The 18,134-nt window shown below is 40.5% G+C and carries 14 protein-coding genes, 4 tRNA genes and 4 rRNA genes; 18 read left to right on the top strand and 4 right to left on the bottom strand.

The window, feature by feature from the left end:
* Nucleotides 1–366: 366 nt before the first annotated feature.
* From rpmH to mnmE, 7 genes are all read left to right on the top strand, one after another.
* The gene (gene rpmH / locus ACUXZ4_RS09995; protein WP_005539760.1) at nucleotides 367–501 is read left to right on the top strand and encodes a 50S ribosomal protein L34; all 135 of its coding nucleotides are present in this window, start codon (nucleotides 367–369) and stop codon (nucleotides 499–501) included.
* A gap of 15 nt (nucleotides 502–516) precedes the next feature.
* The gene (rnpA, locus tag ACUXZ4_RS09990) at nucleotides 517–885 is read left to right on the top strand and encodes a ribonuclease P protein component (protein WP_464973041.1); all 369 of its coding nucleotides are present in this window, start codon (nucleotides 517–519) and stop codon (nucleotides 883–885) included.
* Nucleotides 840–1,109: a membrane protein insertion efficiency factor YidD gene (gene yidD / locus ACUXZ4_RS09985; protein WP_464973040.1), complete on the top strand. Its 270-nt coding sequence runs from the start codon at nucleotides 840–842 to the stop codon at nucleotides 1,107–1,109. The genes rnpA and yidD overlap by 46 nt, the downstream gene beginning before the upstream one ends.
* Nucleotides 1,106–2,713, top strand: coding sequence for a membrane protein insertase YidC (yidC, locus tag ACUXZ4_RS09980; protein WP_464973039.1), 1,608 nt, complete (start codon nucleotides 1,106–1,108; stop codon nucleotides 2,711–2,713). The genes yidD and yidC overlap by 4 nt, the downstream gene beginning before the upstream one ends.
* Nucleotides 2,714–2,866: 153 nt before the next feature.
* The gene (locus ACUXZ4_RS09975) at nucleotides 2,867–3,343 is read left to right on the top strand and encodes a cupin domain-containing protein (protein WP_464973038.1); all 477 of its coding nucleotides are present in this window, start codon (nucleotides 2,867–2,869) and stop codon (nucleotides 3,341–3,343) included.
* A 67-nt stretch (nucleotides 3,344–3,410) separates the two neighbouring features.
* Nucleotides 3,411–3,746, top strand: a complete 336-nt coding sequence (locus ACUXZ4_RS09970) for a n-acetylglutamate synthase (RefSeq protein WP_464973037.1) — start codon at nucleotides 3,411–3,413, stop codon at nucleotides 3,744–3,746.
* Between the two features lie 53 nt (nucleotides 3,747–3,799).
* The gene (gene mnmE, locus ACUXZ4_RS09965) at nucleotides 3,800–5,161 is read left to right on the top strand and encodes a tRNA uridine-5-carboxymethylaminomethyl(34) synthesis GTPase MnmE (protein ID WP_464973036.1); all 1,362 of its coding nucleotides are present in this window, start codon (nucleotides 3,800–3,802) and stop codon (nucleotides 5,159–5,161) included.
* A 53-nt stretch (nucleotides 5,162–5,214) separates the two neighbouring features.
* Here mnmE and ACUXZ4_RS09960 read toward each other — a convergent pair whose 3' ends face one another.
* From ACUXZ4_RS09960 to metN, 3 genes are read right to left on the bottom strand one after another with little or no spacing between them, the layout of a single operon-like run.
* Nucleotides 5,215–6,045: a MetQ/NlpA family lipoprotein gene (locus tag ACUXZ4_RS09960; protein WP_464973035.1), complete on the bottom strand. Its 831-nt coding sequence runs from the start codon at nucleotides 6,043–6,045 to the stop codon at nucleotides 5,215–5,217.
* A 28-nt stretch (nucleotides 6,046–6,073) separates the two neighbouring features.
* Nucleotides 6,074–6,763, bottom strand: coding sequence for a methionine ABC transporter permease (locus tag ACUXZ4_RS09955; RefSeq protein ID WP_464973034.1), 690 nt, complete (start codon nucleotides 6,761–6,763; stop codon nucleotides 6,074–6,076).
* Nucleotides 6,753–7,790, bottom strand: a complete 1,038-nt coding sequence (metN, locus tag ACUXZ4_RS09950; RefSeq protein ID WP_464973033.1) for a methionine ABC transporter ATP-binding protein MetN — start codon at nucleotides 7,788–7,790, stop codon at nucleotides 6,753–6,755. The genes ACUXZ4_RS09955 and metN overlap by 11 nt, the downstream gene beginning before the upstream one ends.
* A 166-nt stretch (nucleotides 7,791–7,956) precedes the next feature.
* On the opposite strand from metN, the gene gmhB reads away from it, so the two are divergent.
* The 11 genes from gmhB to nrdG all read left to right on the top strand — a co-directional run bounded on the left by gmhB (nucleotide 7,957) and on the right by nrdG (nucleotide 17,192).
* Nucleotides 7,957–8,511, top strand: a complete 555-nt coding sequence (gene gmhB, locus ACUXZ4_RS09945) for a D-glycero-beta-D-manno-heptose 1,7-bisphosphate 7-phosphatase (RefSeq protein ID WP_464973032.1) — start codon at nucleotides 7,957–7,959, stop codon at nucleotides 8,509–8,511.
* 350 nt (nucleotides 8,512–8,861) lie between these two features.
* Nucleotides 8,862–10,401: ribosomal RNA gene (locus tag ACUXZ4_RS09940) — 16S ribosomal RNA — on the top strand.
* Nucleotides 10,402–10,470: 69 nt separating this feature from the next.
* Nucleotides 10,471–10,547 (top strand) — tRNA-Ile (locus ACUXZ4_RS09935).
* A gap of 36 nt (nucleotides 10,548–10,583) precedes the next feature.
* A tRNA-Ala gene (locus tag ACUXZ4_RS09930) sits at nucleotides 10,584–10,659 on the top strand.
* Nucleotides 10,660–10,870: 211 nt separating this feature from the next.
* Nucleotides 10,871–13,764, top strand: a 23S ribosomal RNA gene (locus ACUXZ4_RS09925).
* A 134-nt stretch (nucleotides 13,765–13,898) separates the two neighbouring features.
* Nucleotides 13,899–14,013: ribosomal RNA gene (gene rrf, locus ACUXZ4_RS09920) — 5S ribosomal RNA — on the top strand.
* Between the two features lie 50 nt (nucleotides 14,014–14,063).
* A 5S ribosomal RNA gene (gene rrf / locus ACUXZ4_RS09915) occupies nucleotides 14,064–14,179 on the top strand.
* The 16S, 23S and 5S rRNA genes sit together here with 4 tRNA genes alongside, the layout of an rRNA operon.
* A 12-nt stretch (nucleotides 14,180–14,191) precedes the next feature.
* Nucleotides 14,192–14,268: transfer RNA gene (locus ACUXZ4_RS09910), tRNA-Asp, on the top strand.
* A gap of 17 nt (nucleotides 14,269–14,285) precedes the next feature.
* Nucleotides 14,286–14,361: transfer RNA gene (locus ACUXZ4_RS09905), tRNA-Trp, on the top strand.
* Between the two features lie 221 nt (nucleotides 14,362–14,582).
* Entirely contained in the window at nucleotides 14,583–16,703 is a 2,121-nt protein-coding gene (gene nrdD / locus ACUXZ4_RS09900) for an anaerobic ribonucleoside-triphosphate reductase (protein WP_464973031.1), read from the top strand.
* 21 nt (nucleotides 16,704–16,724) lie between these two features.
* The gene (gene nrdG, locus ACUXZ4_RS09895) at nucleotides 16,725–17,192 is read left to right on the top strand and encodes an anaerobic ribonucleoside-triphosphate reductase-activating protein (RefSeq protein WP_464973030.1); all 468 of its coding nucleotides are present in this window, start codon (nucleotides 16,725–16,727) and stop codon (nucleotides 17,190–17,192) included.
* Between the two features lie 22 nt (nucleotides 17,193–17,214).
* On the opposite strand, the gene ACUXZ4_RS09890 is transcribed toward nrdG, so the two are convergent.
* Nucleotides 17,215–18,111 carry an EexN family lipoprotein gene (locus ACUXZ4_RS09890; RefSeq protein WP_464973029.1) on the bottom strand — a complete coding sequence of 299 codons (897 nt, stop codon included), beginning with the start codon at nucleotides 18,109–18,111 and terminating at the stop codon, nucleotides 17,215–17,217.
* Nucleotides 18,112–18,134: the final 23 nt, after the last annotated feature.

Here is an 18,134-nt window from a genome sequence, read left to right as displayed (position 1 = left end):
TTTATCTTTTTAAATCAGTAAATTAATCTAGCTCGACCTAAAAGTGCGGTCAAAATTTCGATTTATTTTACAATAAAATGGTTGAAAGATCTCCCCAAATGGATCAAAAAAATCACTTGAGATTTTTGCTAAAAAACGTATAATTTGGCACGCTTTTATGGCATAAATTCAGCTGAATGACAAAAAATGTAAAATAATTGTCTGATTTTAGCTATTCTGATTTGACGAATGCTGATTTTATAAGTAAAATCCGCTTCCTTATTTTGAATAACCTTGTTTTCAAGTAATTTGTGTTTTGTTCGCTTTTGCCACTCGCATTTGTGAATAAAGCGATCAATAAACAATTTTGATTTAGGTAGATTTAATATGAAACGTACATTTCAACCTTCTGTATTAAAACGCAGTCGTACTCACGGTTTCCGTGCACGTATGGCAACTAAAAACGGCCGCCAAGTTTTAGCTCGTCGTCGTGCTAAAGGTCGTAAAAGTTTATCAGCTTAATTTTTAACACCTTGTGTGATTAAGCTAAACTTTTCTAGGGAGTTACGTTTGCTAACTCCCGAACATTTCAAATACGTCTTCCAACAGCCGCAACGCGCTTCCACGCCTGAAGTAACAATTCTTGCTCGACAAAATAGCCTAGATTATCCTCGTTTGGGATTAACTGTTGCTAAAAAACATTTAAAAAGAGCACATGATCGTAATCGTATTAAACGTTTGTGTCGTGAGAGTTTCCGTACTCTACAACATGAATTACCTCATTGTGATTTTGTTATTGTTGCTAAAGCAGGGATCCATAAATTAGATAATCAAACCTTTACCCAGAATTTGAGTAAATTATGGCAACGTCATATTCGTTTAGCGAAAAAATCCTTATCCGATTAATTCGTTTTTATCAAATTGTTATTAGTCCATTGATTGGACCACGTTGTCGCTTTGTGCCAACCTGCTCTTGTTATGGTTTAGAAGCAATAAAAGTGCATGGAGCTGCAAAAGGTAGTTGGCTTACGCTTAAACGTATATTAAAATGTCATCCTTTGAATGCTGGTGGATTCGATCCTGTTCCGCCAAAAACTAATAACCATAACTACAAAGAGAACAACAAATGAATTCTAGTCGTAGCTTATTAGCGCTTGCGTTACTTTTTATTTCTTTTCTTGTGTATCAACAGTGGGAAATTGATAAAAATCCAAAACCAGTAGTGCAACAAACTGCCGTATCACAACAAACAGATACACCAACAAGTTCTAGCTCTACTGCGACTGTCGATAATCAAACTCAAGGTCGTATTATTACCCTTAAAAATGATGTATTTAGCTTAAAAGTAGATACATTAGGCGGTGATGTGGTTGAAAGTAGTTTACTGAATTACGCTGCAGAATTAGATAGCGAAGCGCGTTTTTCTTTATTACAAAATCAAGCAGATAAAACTTATGTCGCGCAAAGTGGTTTAGTGGGTAAAGACGGTATTGATAGTGCAGCAGGTCGTGCAGCTTATCAAGTGGATGGAGATCATTTTGCTTTAGCCGAAGGTCAAAATGAATTACGAGTACCATTAACATTTGAAAAAGATGGCGTGATTTTCCGCAAAGTATTTGTATTAAAACCAGGTGCTTATGATGTAGAAGTCAATTATGAAGTACAAAACCAAAGCGCATCAGCGATTGAAGTACAGCCTTATGGTCAATTAAAGCATACTTTAGTTGAAAGCTCTGGTAGCATGGCAATGCCAACCTATACTGGTGGTGCTTACTCATCTTCTGAAACAAACTATAAAAAATATAGCTTTGATGATATGCAAAAAGATAATTTATCTATTGCAACAAAAGCTGGCTGGGTAGCCATTTTACAACATTATTTTGCATCAGCTTGGATCCCTAATCCAGATATGGATAACCAACTTTATACTAGCACCAACAATGGCATGGGATTCATCGGTTATCGTGGTCCAGTAATTACGGTACCTGCTGGTGCAACAGAAACTATCAAAAGCACACTTTGGACAGGTCCTAAATTACAAAATAAAATGGCAACTGTAGCTAACCACCTAGACTTAACAGTTGACTATGGCTGGGCTTGGTTTATTGCGAAACCATTATTTAAATTACTTACCTTTATCCAAAGTTTAGTACACAACTGGGGTCTAGCGATTATTGGTGTAACCTTAGTGGTTAAAGCGATTTTATATCCATTAACCAAAGCACAATATACCTCAATGGCAAAAATGCGTATGTTGCAACCAAAACTTCAAGAAATGCGTGAACGTTTTGGTGATGATCGTCAACGTATGAGCCAAGAAATGATGAAATTGTATAAAGAAGAGAAAGTAAACCCATTAGGCGGTTGTTTACCAATCTTAATTCAAATGCCTATTTTCATCGCATTGTATTGGACATTTATGGAGGCGGTTGAATTACGTCACGCTCCATTCTTTGGCTGGATTCAAGACTTATCTGCACAAGATCCATACTATATCCTGCCATTATTAATGGGTGGATCGATGTTCTTATTACAGAAAATGTCGCCAACGCCAATGACCGACCCAATGCAACAAAAAGTAATGAACTTTATGCCTGTTATGTTTACAGTGTTCTTCTTATGGTTCCCAGCAGGCTTAGTGTTATATTGGTTAGTGTCTAACTTAATTACGATTGTTCAACAACAATTAATTTATCGCGGTTTAGAGAAGAAAGGATTACATTCTCGTAAATAGTTGATTAAATAAAAGGAAAAGGTATCAGTAAAATGATACCTTTTATTTTATGTGAAAATAAAATATTGTAATTTCTTGTTTCATGGTTACAATCTGATCTTGTAAAGATTTTGCTGTTGAGTGTATTTTTATATCCAACTAAGGAGATCTAATATGAAACTAAAAACATCTTTAGCCGTTATTATGTTATCCACCGTTGCTTTTAGCCAAATGGCTTCTGCAGAAGCAGCTGAGAAGAAAGAATACGATCGTAGCATCCAGCTTTACAAGAAAGCTGAACTTGCCACATGGGATCGAGAAAATGCGGGTGGCGGAGAAGGTCCTTTATTAGGTAAATTTGCTTATACTCGTCATGATACTGGTAGCCAAGATGCGTTCCAAGAAGTAGGTTGGTTAACTTTACCTAAAGGCGCTTCGATTGGTAAACATAAACACAATGATAATGAAGACGTATATATCATTGTTTCCGGAAAAGGCTTGTTCGTCGATAGTAATGGCAAAGAGTCCATTGTTGAAGCTGGCGATATTACTATTGCACGCCCAGGGCAATCTCATGGTTTAAAAAATATTGGTGATGATCCGTTAATTTTCATTAATACCGTTGCTAAACGAGATCAAACAACCAAATAGGTAAAACTATATTAAAATCAATGAATAAAAGGTATCATATTGATACCTTTTATTTTGGGAGCAAAATATGGATTTAAATGACCGCACTTTTTCCTCAATCAGCAATTCAGAAAGTGGCGAAGTGAATGGAAACACATTCTTCTATTATCATCAAGATAATCGATTGATTTGGGCAGAATATGAAGGTGGTGAAATTATAAAAGGTTTTCTAATTGGCAAATTTATTGCGGAAAATAAAATTGCATTTACTTATCAACATGTTAATCAATCATTAGAAAATCGCCTTGGTAAATGTGTAAGCCAAATTGAAGTGCTGCCGAATGGGAAATTACGTTTACATGAAAATTGGCAGTGGTTGGATGGCGAGCAAAAAGCTGGACAATCCATTATTGAAGAAATTTAGTAAAAATTGACCGCACTTTGATCAAAAAGCGCGGTGCATTTTAGGAATATTTTATGACAAAAGAAACAATAGTCGCTCAAGCAACGCCGATTGGTCGAGGTGGCGTGGGAATTTTACGTGTATCTGGACCTTTAGCACAGGACGTCGCGCAAGAAGTGCTAGGCAAGACCTTATCTCCACGTATGGCAAATTACTTGCCTTTCAAAGATGTAGATGGCTCGGTATTGGATCAAGGCATTGCCTTATTTTTCAAAGGTCCCAACTCTTTTACGGGTGAAGATGTCTTAGAGTTTCAAGGACATGGCGGACAAATTGTATTGGATCTGTTATTGAAACGCATTTTGAAAGTAAAAGGCATTCGTTTAGCAAAGCCGGGCGAATTTTCAGAGCAGGCATTTTTGAATGATAAATTGGATTTAGCACAGGCGGAAGCTATTGCGGATTTAATTGATGCAACTTCAGAACAAGCGGCACGTTCCGCATTGAAATCGCTGCAAGGCGAATTCTCTAACAAAGTGAATCAGTTAGTTGATTCCGTCATCTATTTGCGAACCTATGTGGAAGCAGCAATTGATTTCCCAGATGAAGAAATTGATTTTTTGGCTGATGGCAAAATTGAAAACCATTTGGTTGATATTATCCGTCAATTAGAGCAAGTGAAGGCAGAAGCAAAACAGGGATCGATTTTACGCGAAGGAATGAAAGTGGTGATTGCAGGTCGCCCTAATGCAGGTAAATCTAGCTTACTCAATGCCCTTGCCGGACGAGAAGCGGCGATTGTAACGGATATTGCAGGAACAACCCGAGATGTCTTGAGTGAGCATATCCACATTGATGGCATGCCATTGCATATTATTGATACGGCAGGTTTGAGGGAAGCAACGGACGAAGTAGAACGTATCGGGATTACGAGGGCTTGGAACGAAATTGAACAAGCAGATCGTATTTTATTAATGTTAGATAGCACAGATCCTGACAGCCAAGATATGCAAAAAGTGCGGTCAGAATTTTTACAGAAATTACCAGAGAATTTACCTGTTACGCTAATTCGTAATAAAACTGATTTAAGCCAAGAAGGTGAATCTATCTTAGAAGAAAATGGTTATACTACGATTCGTTTGTCTGCGCAGACCCATAAGGGTATTTCATTATTGCGTGAACATTTAAAACAGTCCATGGGATACCAAACAAGTACGGAAGGCGGCTTTTTAGCTCGTCGTCGCCATTTAGAAGCATTAGAAAAAGCAGCAGAACATTTACAACTAGGTTATGTGCAATTAACAGAATTCTATGCAGGCGAACTGTTAGCGGAAGAACTGCGTTTAGTCCAAACCCATTTGAGTGAAATCACAGGCCAATTCACTTCTGATGATCTACTTGGCAATATCTTTAGTTCATTCTGTATCGGTAAATAACTAATAAAAAAGTGCGGTGTTTTTCACCGCACTTTTTGTTTCATTAAGTTGAATTACCAACCTTTTACTACACCGTCTTTAAAGAATTTGACGGCTTCTTGGTAAACTTCTTCAGTTTGATATGCTTTCACGAAGTTTTGTACTGCTGCACTGTCTTTGTTATCTTGACGAGCAACAATGATATTTACATAAGGACTGTCTTTGCTTTCAACAAATACACCATGCTCAGTTGTATTTAAACCAACTTGACCTGCATAAGTGTTGTTTACTACTGCTAAATCAACATCATCTAATGCACGAGCTGCAACTGCGGTATCAACTGGTGAAATTTGGAAGTTTTTCACATTCTCAACAATATCTAATGGCGTCGCTAATAAATTTGTATTGTCTTTTAATTTGATTAGACCTTGTTTTTCTAACAGAATTAACGCACGACCTTGGTTAGATGGATCGTTTGGTACAGCAATTTTGGCACCTTCTTTTAATTCTTCTACTTTCTTAATAGTTTTAGAATAACCAGCTAATGGGTATACGAATGTATTACCTACAATCACAAGATTAGTAATATTATTCGCTTGTGTATTGGTATCTAAATAAGGTTTATGTTGCATTGCATTGATGTCTAAGTCGCCTTTACTTACTGCTGGGTTTGGTAATGCATAATCGTTAAATTCAACGAATTCAACATTTAAGTTGTATTTTTCTTTTGCAATTTTTGCAGCAATTTCAGCAACTTGGTGTTCAGGACCTGACATTACACCCACTTTGATTGTTTGTGGTGCAGACGCTGCTGGTGCAGCTTCAGCTTTTTTCTCTTCCTTACAAGCTGTTAATGCAAATACAGATGCAAGTGCGGTAATAGTAAATAATTTTTTGAAATTCATGGAGCTTCCTTTTTTATTGATAATGATATTAACGATGATCGAAATGATCAGCGAGTTTGTTTCCGTACCTTTCGCAAATCATTACGATCAATACGATGATAATAGTTGCCACCCAAAGCACATAAGGCATATTGCGGTGTAAACCATAAGAAATCGCAGTGTTACCTAAACCACCGCCACCAACAGCACCAGCCATAGCGGAGTAGCCAATGAGTGTTACCAAGGTTAAAGTGGTTGCTTTAATCAGCATTGGTAAGGCTTCAGGTAAATAGAATTTTGTAATTAATTGCCATACGCTTGTTCCCATTGCTTTTGCGGTTTCCGTTAAGCCACTAGGAATATCACCCAATGCATTGGCTGTTAAGCGAGCAAAAAATGGCATGGCTGCAACGCCTAATGGAATAATAGAGGCGGTTGTACCCAATGTGGTTCCAACAAGGAAACGTGTTACAGGCATTAAATCGAATAATAAAATAATGAAAGGAATAGAACGTCCTACATTAATAAATGCTTCTAAAATGCGATTGATTCGGCGGTTTGCTAAGGTTTGACCTTGTTGAGTTAAAAATGTCCACACACCTAAAGGTAAGCCGAATACAACAGCAAATAGAGTAGCGGCAAAACTCATATAAATGGTTTCGTATGTACTTAAACCGATAAGTTGCCAAACTTGCGGTGTAATTTGAGCGTTGAAGCTAGTAATAAAATTATCCCACATAACCTAAAACCTCCACGCGGACATTATGTTCCATCAAATAAATTTTCGCTTGCGTTATGGCATCTTCATCACCTTCCATTTCGGCAATGACAAAACCAAATTTCACCCCGCCTGCATAGTCAATTTGCGATGTTAAAATACTTAAATCAATGCCAAACATTTTTGATGCTTGAGAGAGAACTGGCGCATCAACTGTGCGACCAGTAAATTCAAATTTCACAATCGGCCAAGAACGATTATGTTTTGGCGTGTCAGAAAGTTGTTCTAAATATTCTTCAGGCAAATTGATATGTAATGTTGAGCTGATGAATTTTTTTGCCAATTCGGTTTTTGGGTTTGAGAAAATGTCGCTGACAGACCCTTGTTCAACTAATTGGCCTTTATCAATCACCGCAACTTGATCACAAATACGTTTTACAACTTCCATTTCATGAGTAATCAATAAAATAGTAATGCCCAAACGTTGATTGATTTCTTTTAATAGTTTTAATATTGATTGTGTTGTAGCCGGATCTAAGGCACTGGTTGCTTCATCGCAAAGTAAAACATGCGGATCGCTTGCTAAAGCACGCGCAATGGCAACACGTTGTTTTTGACCACCAGAAAGATTTGCAGGATATACATCTTTTTTATCTGATAAGCCGACCAGCTCTAAAAGTGCGGTGACTTTTTGATGAATTTTCTCTTTTGCGGTTTTTTCTAATTCAAGTGGTAACGCAATATTGTCAAAAACAGTGCGCGAGCTCAGTAAATTAAAGTGTTGGAAAATCATCCCGATATTACGGCGTTCAGCAATCAGTTGCTTGTCACTCATCTCGGTTAATTCTTTTCCATCTACAATGACATGACCAGACGTTGGCCTTTCTAATAAATTGACACAACGAATTAATGTACTTTTACCTGCACCAGAAGCGCCTATGACGCCACAAATATGGCCAGCCGGCACCTCTAATGACACATTGTCAAGTGCGGTTAATTTTTTTCCAGAAATATCAAATATTTTAGTTATATTTTTTAGCTTAATCATATAAGCCCTTTGTTAAGTAAATAGTTGAGTAAATAAAAATGATTTCTTTCGTATTTTAGACGTCTATATGGCTATGTCAACAACTATTCGCTTTGTTTTTCATAATAAATAGGTAAAATTGCAAATGAATAACACCATAATTTGCGTTGTGATTGGGAGAGAATAAATGAAAAAAGCGATTTTTTTAGATCGAGATGGCACTATTAATATTGATCATGGGTATGTGCATCAAATAGATAATTTTCAATTTATAGAAGGGAGTATTGAAGCATTACAACAATTAAAAGCCATGGGCTATTTATTGGTGTTAGTCACAAATCAATCAGGAATTGCACGAGGTTATTTTTCAGAAGAGCAATTTTTGCAATTAACAGAATGGATGGATTGGTCGTTGGCGGATCGAGGTGTTGATTTCGATGGCATCTATTATTGTCCTCATCATCCACAAGGATTGGGTGAATATCAACAGGATTGTGATTGTCGTAAACCCAAATCCGGCATGTTGCTACAAGCCATCAAAGAGCTAAAAATTGATCCGACTAAATCTTTTATGGTCGGCGATAAAATAGAAGATATGCAAGCAGGTATCGGGGCGAATGTAAAATATAAAGTATTGGTAAAAACGGGTAAGCCCGTTACAAGCGAAGGAATGGCAAAAGCAGACTATACGATTGATTCAATTGTTGAATTACCGCGGTTGATAAAACAGTTAAAAATTTAACCGCAGTTTGTTGTGGTTTTCATCGTTAAGATTAAAAAAGCATCGCTTAACAAAAAAGTATAAAAAAATACGAAAAAAGACTTGCAAAGATTTGTTAAATCTCTATAATGCACCTCCACAACGACGCCGTTGTCAATTTTGTAAAAAGCAACCTGCGTCGTTCTTTTTTGCTCTTTAAAAAGATATCAGACAATCTGTGTGGGCACTTGTTGAAGATTTGTTTAGAAGAAATTAAATAAAGACTGAATAAGTGCTTAAACTAGAAATTCATTATAGTTTCGATGTGATAAAAATTATGTTGAAACGAATGTAAACTAAGCTAAGCAGTTTATTGAGCGATTAAACTTTTTAAATTGAAGAGTTTGATCATGGCTCAGATTGAACGCTGGCGGCAGGCTTAACACATGCAAGTCGGACGGTAACAGGAGAAAGCTTGCTTTCTTGCTGACGAGTGGCGGACGGGTGAGTAATGCTTGGGAATCTGGCTTATGGAGGGGGATAACTACGGGAAACTGTAGCTAATACCGCGTAATGTCTAAGGATTAAAGACTGGGAACTTCGGTCCAGTTGCCATAAGATGAGCCCAAGTGGGATTAGGTAGTTGGTAAGGTAACGGCTTACCAAGCCCGCGATCTCTAGCTGGTCTGAGAGGATGACCAGCCACACTGGGACTGAGACACGGCCCAGACTCCTACGGGAGGCAGCAGTGGGGAATATTGCGCAATGGGGGGAACCCTGACGCAGCCATGCCGCGTGAATGAAGAAGGCCTTCGGGTTGTAAAGTTCTTTCGGTAGCGAGGAAGGCGAGTTTGTTAATAGCAAGCTTGATTGACGTTAACTACAGAAGAAGCACCGGCTAACTCCGTGCCAGCAGCCGCGGTAATACGGAGGGTGCGAGCGTTAATCGGAATAACTGGGCGTAAAGGGCACGCAGGCGGTGATTTAAGTGAGATGTGAAATCCCTGGGCTTAACCTAGGAATTGCATTTCAGACTGGGTCGCTAGAGTACTTTAGGGAGGGGTAGAATTCCACGTGTAGCGGTGAAATGCGTAGAGATGTGGAGGAATACCGAAGGCGAAGGCAGCCCCTTGGGAATGTACTGACGCTCATGTGCGAAAGCGTGGGGAGCAAACAGGATTAGATACCCTGGTAGTCCACGCTGTAAACGCTGTCGATTTGGGGATTGGACTTTAAGTTTGGTGCCCGAAGCTAACGTGATAAATCGACCGCCTGGGGAGTACGGCCGCAAGGTTAAAACTCAAATGAATTGACGGGGGCCCGCACAAGCGGTGGAGCATGTGGTTTAATTCGATGCAACGCGAAGAACCTTACCTACTCTTGACATCCAGAGAAGCTTGCAGAGATGCGAGTGTGCCTTCGGGAGCTCTGAGACAGGTGCTGCATGGCTGTCGTCAGCTCGTGTTGTGAAATGTTGGGTTAAGTCCCGCAACGAGCGCAACCCTTATCCTTTGTTGCCAGCGATTCGGTCGGGAACTCAAAGGAGACTGCCAGTGATAAACTGGAGGAAGGTGGGGATGACGTCAAGTCATCATGGCCCTTACGAGTAGGGCTACACACGTGCTACAATGGTGCATACAGAGGGCGGCGAAAGGGCGACCTGGAGCGAATCTCAGAAAGTGCATCGTAGTCCGGATTGGAGTCTGCAACTCGACTCCATGAAGTCGGAATCGCTAGTAATCGCAAATCAGAATGTTGCGGTGAATACGTTCCCGGGCCTTGTACACACCGCCCGTCACACCATGGGAGTGGGTTGTACCAGAAGTAGATAGCTTAACCTTTTGGGGGGCGTTTACCACGGTATGATTCATGACTGGGGTGAAGTCGTAACAAGGTAACCGTAGGGGAACCTGCGGTTGGATCACCTCCTTACACAAAGACAAGCTTGATAAGTGCTCACACAGATTGTTTGATATGAAATAGAAGAAACCAACTCCTTTTGGGTCTGTAGCTCAGGTGGTTAGAGCGCACCCCTGATAAGGGTGAGGTCGGTGGTTCAAGTCCACTCAGACCCACCACTCGAGAGAGTGAAAGCTAAAAGGAAGTCATGATATGGGGATATAGCTCAGCTGGGAGAGCGCCTGCCTTGCACGCAGGAGGTCAGCGGTTCGATCCCGCTTATCTCCACCAACATCATGACAAAGTAAATTATAAGCAGTTTATTTTGTCATGATGTTTTATCGAAAGATGAATATCTTGAAAATTGTTCTTTAAAAACCAGGAAACAAGCTGAAAAACTGAGAGATTTTCGAAAGAAAGTCTGAGTAGAGAAAAAATCTTAGCTGAGAAAGGCAGCTAAGTGTTTAGTGATGAGACGTCTCAAGAATAATTGAGGTTGTATAGTTAAGTGACTAAGCGTACAAGGTGGATGCCTTGGCAATCAGAGGCGAAGAAGGACGTGCTAATCTGCGAAAAGCTTGGATGAGTCGATAAGAGGCGTTTAATCCGAGATATCCGAATGGGGAAACCCAGTAGATGAAGAATCTACTATCATTAACTGAATCCATAGGTTAATGAGGCAAACCGGGAGAACTGAAACATCTAAGTACCCCGAGGAAAAGAAATCAACCGAGATTCTGTGAGTAGCGGCGAGCGAAAGTGGAAGAGCCAGTAAGTGATATCAGCGATGACAGAGGAATGTGCTGGGAAGCACAATCACAGAGGGTGATAATCCCGTACTCGAAGTCATGGTTGAAGTACTAAGCTTACGATAAGTAGGGCGGGACACGTGATATCCTGTTTGAAGATGGGGGGACCATCCTCCAAGGCTAAATACTCCTGATTGACCGATAGTGAACCAGTACTGTGAAGGAAAGGCGAAAAGAACCCCGGTGAGGGGAGTGAAATAGAACCTGAAACCTTGTACGTACAAGCAGTGGGAGCCCTTATGGGTGACTGCGTACCTTTTGTATAATGGGTCAGCGACTTATATTTTGTAGCGAGGTTAACTGAATAAGGGAGCCGAAGGGAAACCGAGTCTTAACTGGGCGATTAGTTGCAAGGTATAGACCCGAAACCCGGTGATCTAGCCATGGGCAGGTTGAAGATTGGGTAACACTAATTGGAGGACCGAACCGACTAATGTTGAAAAATTAGCGGATGACTTGTGGCTGGGGGTGAAAGGCCAATCAAACCGGGAGATAGCTGGTTCTCCCCGAAATCTATTTAGGTAGAGCCTTATGTGAATACCTTCGGGGGTAGAGCACTGTTTCGGCTAGGGGTCCATCCCGGATTACCAACCCGATGCAAACTGCGAATACCGAAGAGTAATGCATAGGAGACACACGGTGGGTGCTAACGTTCATCGTGGAGAGGGAAACAACCCAGACCGCCAGCTAAGGTCCCAAAGTACTAGTTAAGTGGGAAACGAAGTGGGAAGGCTTAGACAGCTAGGATGTTGGCTTAGAAGCAGCCATCATTTAAAGAAAGCGTAATAGCTCACTAGTCGAGTCGGCCTGCGCGGAAGATGTAACGGGGCTAAATTAGTCACCGAAGCTGCGGCATCAATGGAAACATTGTTGGGTAGGGGAGCGTTGTGTAAGCGGAAGAAGGTGAATCGAGAGGTTTGCTGGACGTATCACAAGTGCGAATGCTGACATAAGTAACGACAAAACGAGTGAAAAACTCGTTCGCCGGAAGACCAAGGGTTCCTGTCCAACGTTAATCGGGGCAGGGTGAGTCGGCCCCTAAGGCGAGGCTGAAAAGCGTAGTCGATGGGAAACGGGTTAATATTCCCGTACTTGGATAAACTGCGATGTGGGGACGGAGAAGGTTAGGTTAGCAGACTGTTGGATGTCTGTTTAAGGCGGTAGGTGGAGAGTTTAGGCAAATCCGGACTCTCTTAACACCGAGAACTGATGACGAGGTGCTACGGCACTGAAGTAACTGATACCACGCTTCCAGGAAAAGCCACTAAGCTTCAGGTTTATCTAAACCGTACTGAAAACCGACACAGGTGGTCAGGTAGAGAATACTCAGGCGCTTGAGAGAACTCGGGTGAAGGAACTAGGCAAAATAGCACCGTAACTTCGGGAGAAGGTGCGCCGGCGTAGCTTGTAGTCCCTTGCGGACGAAGGGTGAACCGGTCGAAGATACCAGCTGGCTGCAACTGTTTATTAAAAACACAGCACTCTGCAAACACGAAAGTGGACGTATAGGGTGTGATGCCTGCCCGGTGCTGGAAGGTTAATTGATGGTGTTATCGAAAGAGAAGCTCCTGATCGAAGCCCCAGTAAACGGCGGCCGTAACTATAACGGTCCTAAGGTAGCGAAATTCCTTGTCGGGTAAGTTCCGACCTGCACGAATGGCATAATGATGGCCAGGCTGTCTCCACCCGAGACTCAGTGAAATTGAAATCGCCGTGAAGATGCGGTGTACCCGCGGCTAGACGGAAAGACCCCGTGAACCTTTACTATAGCTTGACACTGAACATTGAATTTTGATGTGTAGGATAGGTGGGAGCCTAAGAAGCAGTCACGCCAGTGATTGTGGAGGCGTCCTTGAAATACCACCCTTTAACGTTTGATGTTCTAACGAAGGACGTGGAACGCGTTCTCGGACAGTGTCTGGTGGGTAGTTTGACTGGGGCGGTCTCCTCCCAAAGAGTAACGGAGGAGCACGAAGGTTTGCTAATGACGGTCGGACATCGTCAGGTTAGTGCAATGGTATAAGCAAGCTTAACTGCGAGACAGACAAGTCGAGCAGGTGCGAAAGCAGGTCATAGTGATCCGGTGGTTCTGAATGGAAGGGCCATCGCTCAACGGATAAAAGGTACTCCGGGGATAACAGGCTGATACCGCCCAAGAGTTCATATCGACGGCGGTGTTTGGCACCTCGATGTCGGCTCATCACATCCTGGGGCTGAAGTAGGTCCCAAGGGTATGGCTGTTCGCCATTTAAAGTGGTACGCGAGCTGGGTTTAGAACGTCGTGAGACAGTTCGGTCCCTATCTGCCGTGGGCGTTGGATGATTGAGAGGGGCTGCTCCTAGTACGAGAGGACCGGAGTGGACGCATCACTGGTGTTCCAGTTGTCTCGCCAGAGGCATTGCTGGGTAGCTAAATGCGGAAGAGATAAGTGCTGAAAGCATCTAAGCACGAAACTTGCCTCAAGATGAGTCATCCCCGACTTTAAGTTGGTAAGGGTTGTTGTAGACTACGACGTAGATAGGTGGGATGTGTAAGCGTTGCGAGACGTTGAGCTAACCCATACTAATTGCCCGAGAGGCTTAACTATACAACCTGAATTGTTTTTGGGTTGGACTTAGACGAGAGAGAAGAGATTGAAAGTTTGAGGCTTGTTTTTGGTTTTTGATAAAGAATGATAGAAAAGAACGATAAATAGATAGATAAAGACATCGAAGGAATAATCTTGGCGGCGATAGTGCAGTGGACCCACCTAATCCATGCCGAACTTAGAAGTGAAACGCTGTAACGCCGATGGTAGTGTGGGGTTTCCCCATGTGAGAGTAGGACACCGCCAGGTTTTTATTTAGTTAGTTTATTCAATGAGTAAATTAACTAAATAAAAATTATTTTGGCAGCAACAGTGCAGTAGCACCACCTGATCCCATGCCGAACTCAGAAGTGAAATGCTGTAACGCCGATGGTAGTGTGGGGCTTCCCCATGTGAGAGTAGGACACTGCCAAATATCAAATTTAGCGGAGTGGTAGTTCAGCTGGTTAGAATACCTGCCTGTCACGCAGGGGGTCGCGGGTTCGAGTCCCGTCCATTCCGCCAATCTTTTCCATACCAATAGGGGCGTAGTTCAATTGGTAGAGCACCGGTCTCCAAAACCGGGTGTTGGGAGTTCGAGCCTCTCCGCCCCTGCCATTTAATTCTTTCTTTATCATTTCCCCAAATTTATTTTTTATAAAATTATTCAATTTTACACCGCACTTTTATTATTTTTCTCCTCTATAAATTAAGTAAAAATAACAACTTATTTTTTTACATTGATATATGTCAATTTTATGCCATTTTTTTGCCTTGAATTATTAAAATCATCTATATATAGTGCCTTATCTTTTTAATGATACTATATATGGTGTTTTATGTCCTTTAATGTGATTAAGCGTGATGGCTATAAAGTTTGTTTTGATTTGCAACGAATTATCAATGCGATGAAAAAAGCTGCTCAGGCAGTTGATATTGAAGATGAACGTTATTTTTATTCTCTTGGTCAGCAAATTTGTGAGGTAATTTTTTCTCAACACCAACAAGAGATTGATATTAACCAGATCCAACACATCGTTGAAAATCATTTGATGAAAAGCAAATACCCACAGGTTGCAAGGGCTTATATTGAATATCGTCATGATCGTGATTTAGCAAGGGAAAAACGTAGCCACTTAACTCAAGAAATTGAGGGACTGATAGAACAGAGCAATGTGGCATTACTGAATGAAAATGCAAATAAAGATGCCAAAGTTATACCTACTCAGCGTGACTTATTAGCAGGCATTGTGGCAAAACATTATGCTAAGCGCTATATTTTGCCTAAAGATGTTGTAGAAGCCCATGAAAAAGGCGAAATTCATTATCATGATTTGGATTATGCTCCTTTCTTCCCGATGTTTAATTGCATGTTAGTTGATCTAAAAGGCATGCTAACGCGAGGCTTCAAAATGGGGAATGCGGAGATTGAACCACCTAAATCCATTGGTACTGCAACAGCGGTTACTGCACAAATTATTGCCCAAGTCGCTAGCCATATTTATGGCGGAACAACGATTAATCGTATTGATGAAGTACTTGCTCCTTATGTTCAACTTAGCTATGAGAAACATCTCAAAACTGCACAACAATGGCATATTGCTGCAGTAGAAGATTATGCTCGCGCTTTAACAGAGAAAGATTGCTTTGATGCTTTTCAATCTTTAGAGTATGAAGTGAACACGCTACATACATCTAATGGGCAAACGCCTTTTGTTACTTTTGGTTTTGGTTTAGGGACTTCTTGGCAAGAGCGATTAATTCAACAATCTATTCTTAAAAATCGTATTCGTGGGCTGGGTAAAAACCACAAGACGCCTGTTTTTCCTAAATTAGTGTTTACTCTTAAAAGAGGCGTTAATCAGTCTAAAAGTGATCCAAATTACGATATTAAACAATTAGCGTTAGAATGCGCTTCTAAACGAATGTATCCAGATATTCTCAATTATGATCAAGTTATTCAAGTAACGGGATCCTTTAAAGCCCCAATGGGATGTCGTAGCTTCCTTGGTGCTTATGAAGAAAATGGCGAATTAATACATGATGGGCGCAATAATTTAGGCGTTATTAGCTTAAATCTGCCCCGTATCGCCTTAGAAGCTAAAGGATGTGAAGATAAATTCTATCAATTATTGGATGCCCGTTTAAACATCGCTAAAAAGGCCTTGATGACTCGCATTGCTCGCTTAGAAAATACAAAAGCACGTGTCGCCCCTATTTTATATATGGAAGGCGCTTGCGGTGCACGTCTAAAAGCAGAAGATAATGTCGCCCAAATTTTTAAAAATGGGCGGGCTTCAATTTCTCTTGGATATATTGGCATACATGAAACTATTAATGCGCTATATGGGCAACATATTTATGATAGTGATAACTTACGTCAAAAAGGCATTGATATTGTTCGATATTTAAGTGAAGCCGTACAACGATGGAAGCAAGAAACGGGCTATGCATTTAGCTTATATTCCACACCAAGCGAGAATCTTTGCGATCGTTTTTGTCGTTTAGATACCAAATTATTTGGTGTGATTGAAGGGGTAACTGACAAAGGTTATTACACTAATAGCTATCATTTAGATGTGGAAAAGAAAGTTAATCCTTACGATAAATTGGATTTTGAAATGCCATACCCGTCTTTAGCTAATGGTGGTTTTATTTGTTATGGCGAATATCCAAATATTCAGCACAATCTCAAAGCATTAGAAGATGTATGGGATTATAGCTATGATCGCGTACCTTACTATGGCACCAATACACCGATTGATGAGTGCTATGAATGTGGGTTTACTGGCGAATTTAAATGTACCAGCAAAGGTTTTGTTTGCCCTAAATGCGGTAACCATGATAGTGATAAAGTATCTGTTACAAGACGTGTCTGCGGCTATTTAGGCAGTCCAGACGCACGCCCGTTTAATGCAGGCAAACAAGAAGAAGTGAAACGTCGAGTAAAACATTTATAAAATTAACCGCACTTTAGATAAATGAACTATCTTCAATATTATCCAGTGGATGTTGTGAATGGCGAAGGAACGCGTTGCACCTTGTTTGTGAGTGGCTGCACACATGCTTGCAAAGGTTGCTATAACCAAAAAAGTTGGTCTTTTACAGCTGGTGTTCTTTTTGATCAAGTGATGGAACAACAGATTATTAATGATCTCAAGGATACGCGGATTAAGCGTCAAGGCTTAACCCTAACAGGAGGTGATCCGCTTCATCCACAGAATCTTGAAATGCTTTTACCTTTTGTTCAACGCGTTAAAGCTGAATGTCCAGATAAAGATATTTGGGTTTGGACAGGCTATAAATTATCGGAGTTAGATGATTTCCAACAAAAAATTCTACCTTACATTGATGTGCTTATTGATGGTAAATTTGAACAAGAAAAAGCCGATCCAAGCTTAATTTGGCGAGGATCGGCGAATCAGGTGATTTATCGACTAAAAGAGTAAAACTGTTAGTTCAAAGTGCGGTTTATTCCATTAATGTTTTGAAATTATCATAAGGTAACCCCAATTGACTGCGAGCATCTCTCGCTTGTGGACAAGGGTAATAATTTGAAACCGCCTCTCTTTCTTTATATTTCTTCCAGTTATCGCCGATTTCAGCTAAACGTTTTACGCATTGATTATAATCTTGCTTTAAGCCATCATAATTTTGTACATAAGCGTTAATAATCTCTTTTCCTTTTTGCTTTTTTACTTTTTCAAAAATATGACATGCGGCTAATCTTCGACCATCATAAACACAAAATTTATCGTTTATTTTCTCTAGCTCTTGGAAAGGAATTGCATCGAAATGTGATTTACCCACTTCTGTGATCGCTTCTTCCCACACTGAGCAAGCGGAGAATTTACGTTGATCTCGCCCACAGTATTGTTTTTCTTGCCCAAGCAAGTCTGCAAACGTCAATTTTGTTAATTCCGCTTTAGCTTTTGACGTTTTTTCATCGTAGATCGATTTTAATGCACGACAAGGATAGTCGTCCTCACGAATATAATTTGTCGCACATTGAGTATTAACAAATTGACGAGTAAATTCTTGCCAATCTAACTGCCCAAATTCTTGATCTAATTTTTGTCTTGCTTCCTCAATAGCGGCTTTTTCTTTCGCTTCTTTCTCTAAACGTTCTTGTTCTTCCTTTTGCTTACGCAATTCTATGATTGCTTCTCTGCTTGCTTTACATTCAGGATCCTTCTCCGTTTTTTCAAAAGAGGATTTATCATTGCTCATAAAAGCATTGTCCATTGCTTTTCTACATTGCTGCCATTTTTGTTCAGCTTTATCTGGATTAGCTAAATAGTATTCTTTGTTCTTTTCTGAACAAGCAACCACTCCAAAGCATAAAATAAAGAGTATGATTTTTTTCATTTTTTATTCCTTTTAAATTATTG

The organism is Reella acinonychis, assembly GCF_052828705.1.
This window is presented reverse-complemented; position numbering and strand designations above follow the sequence as displayed.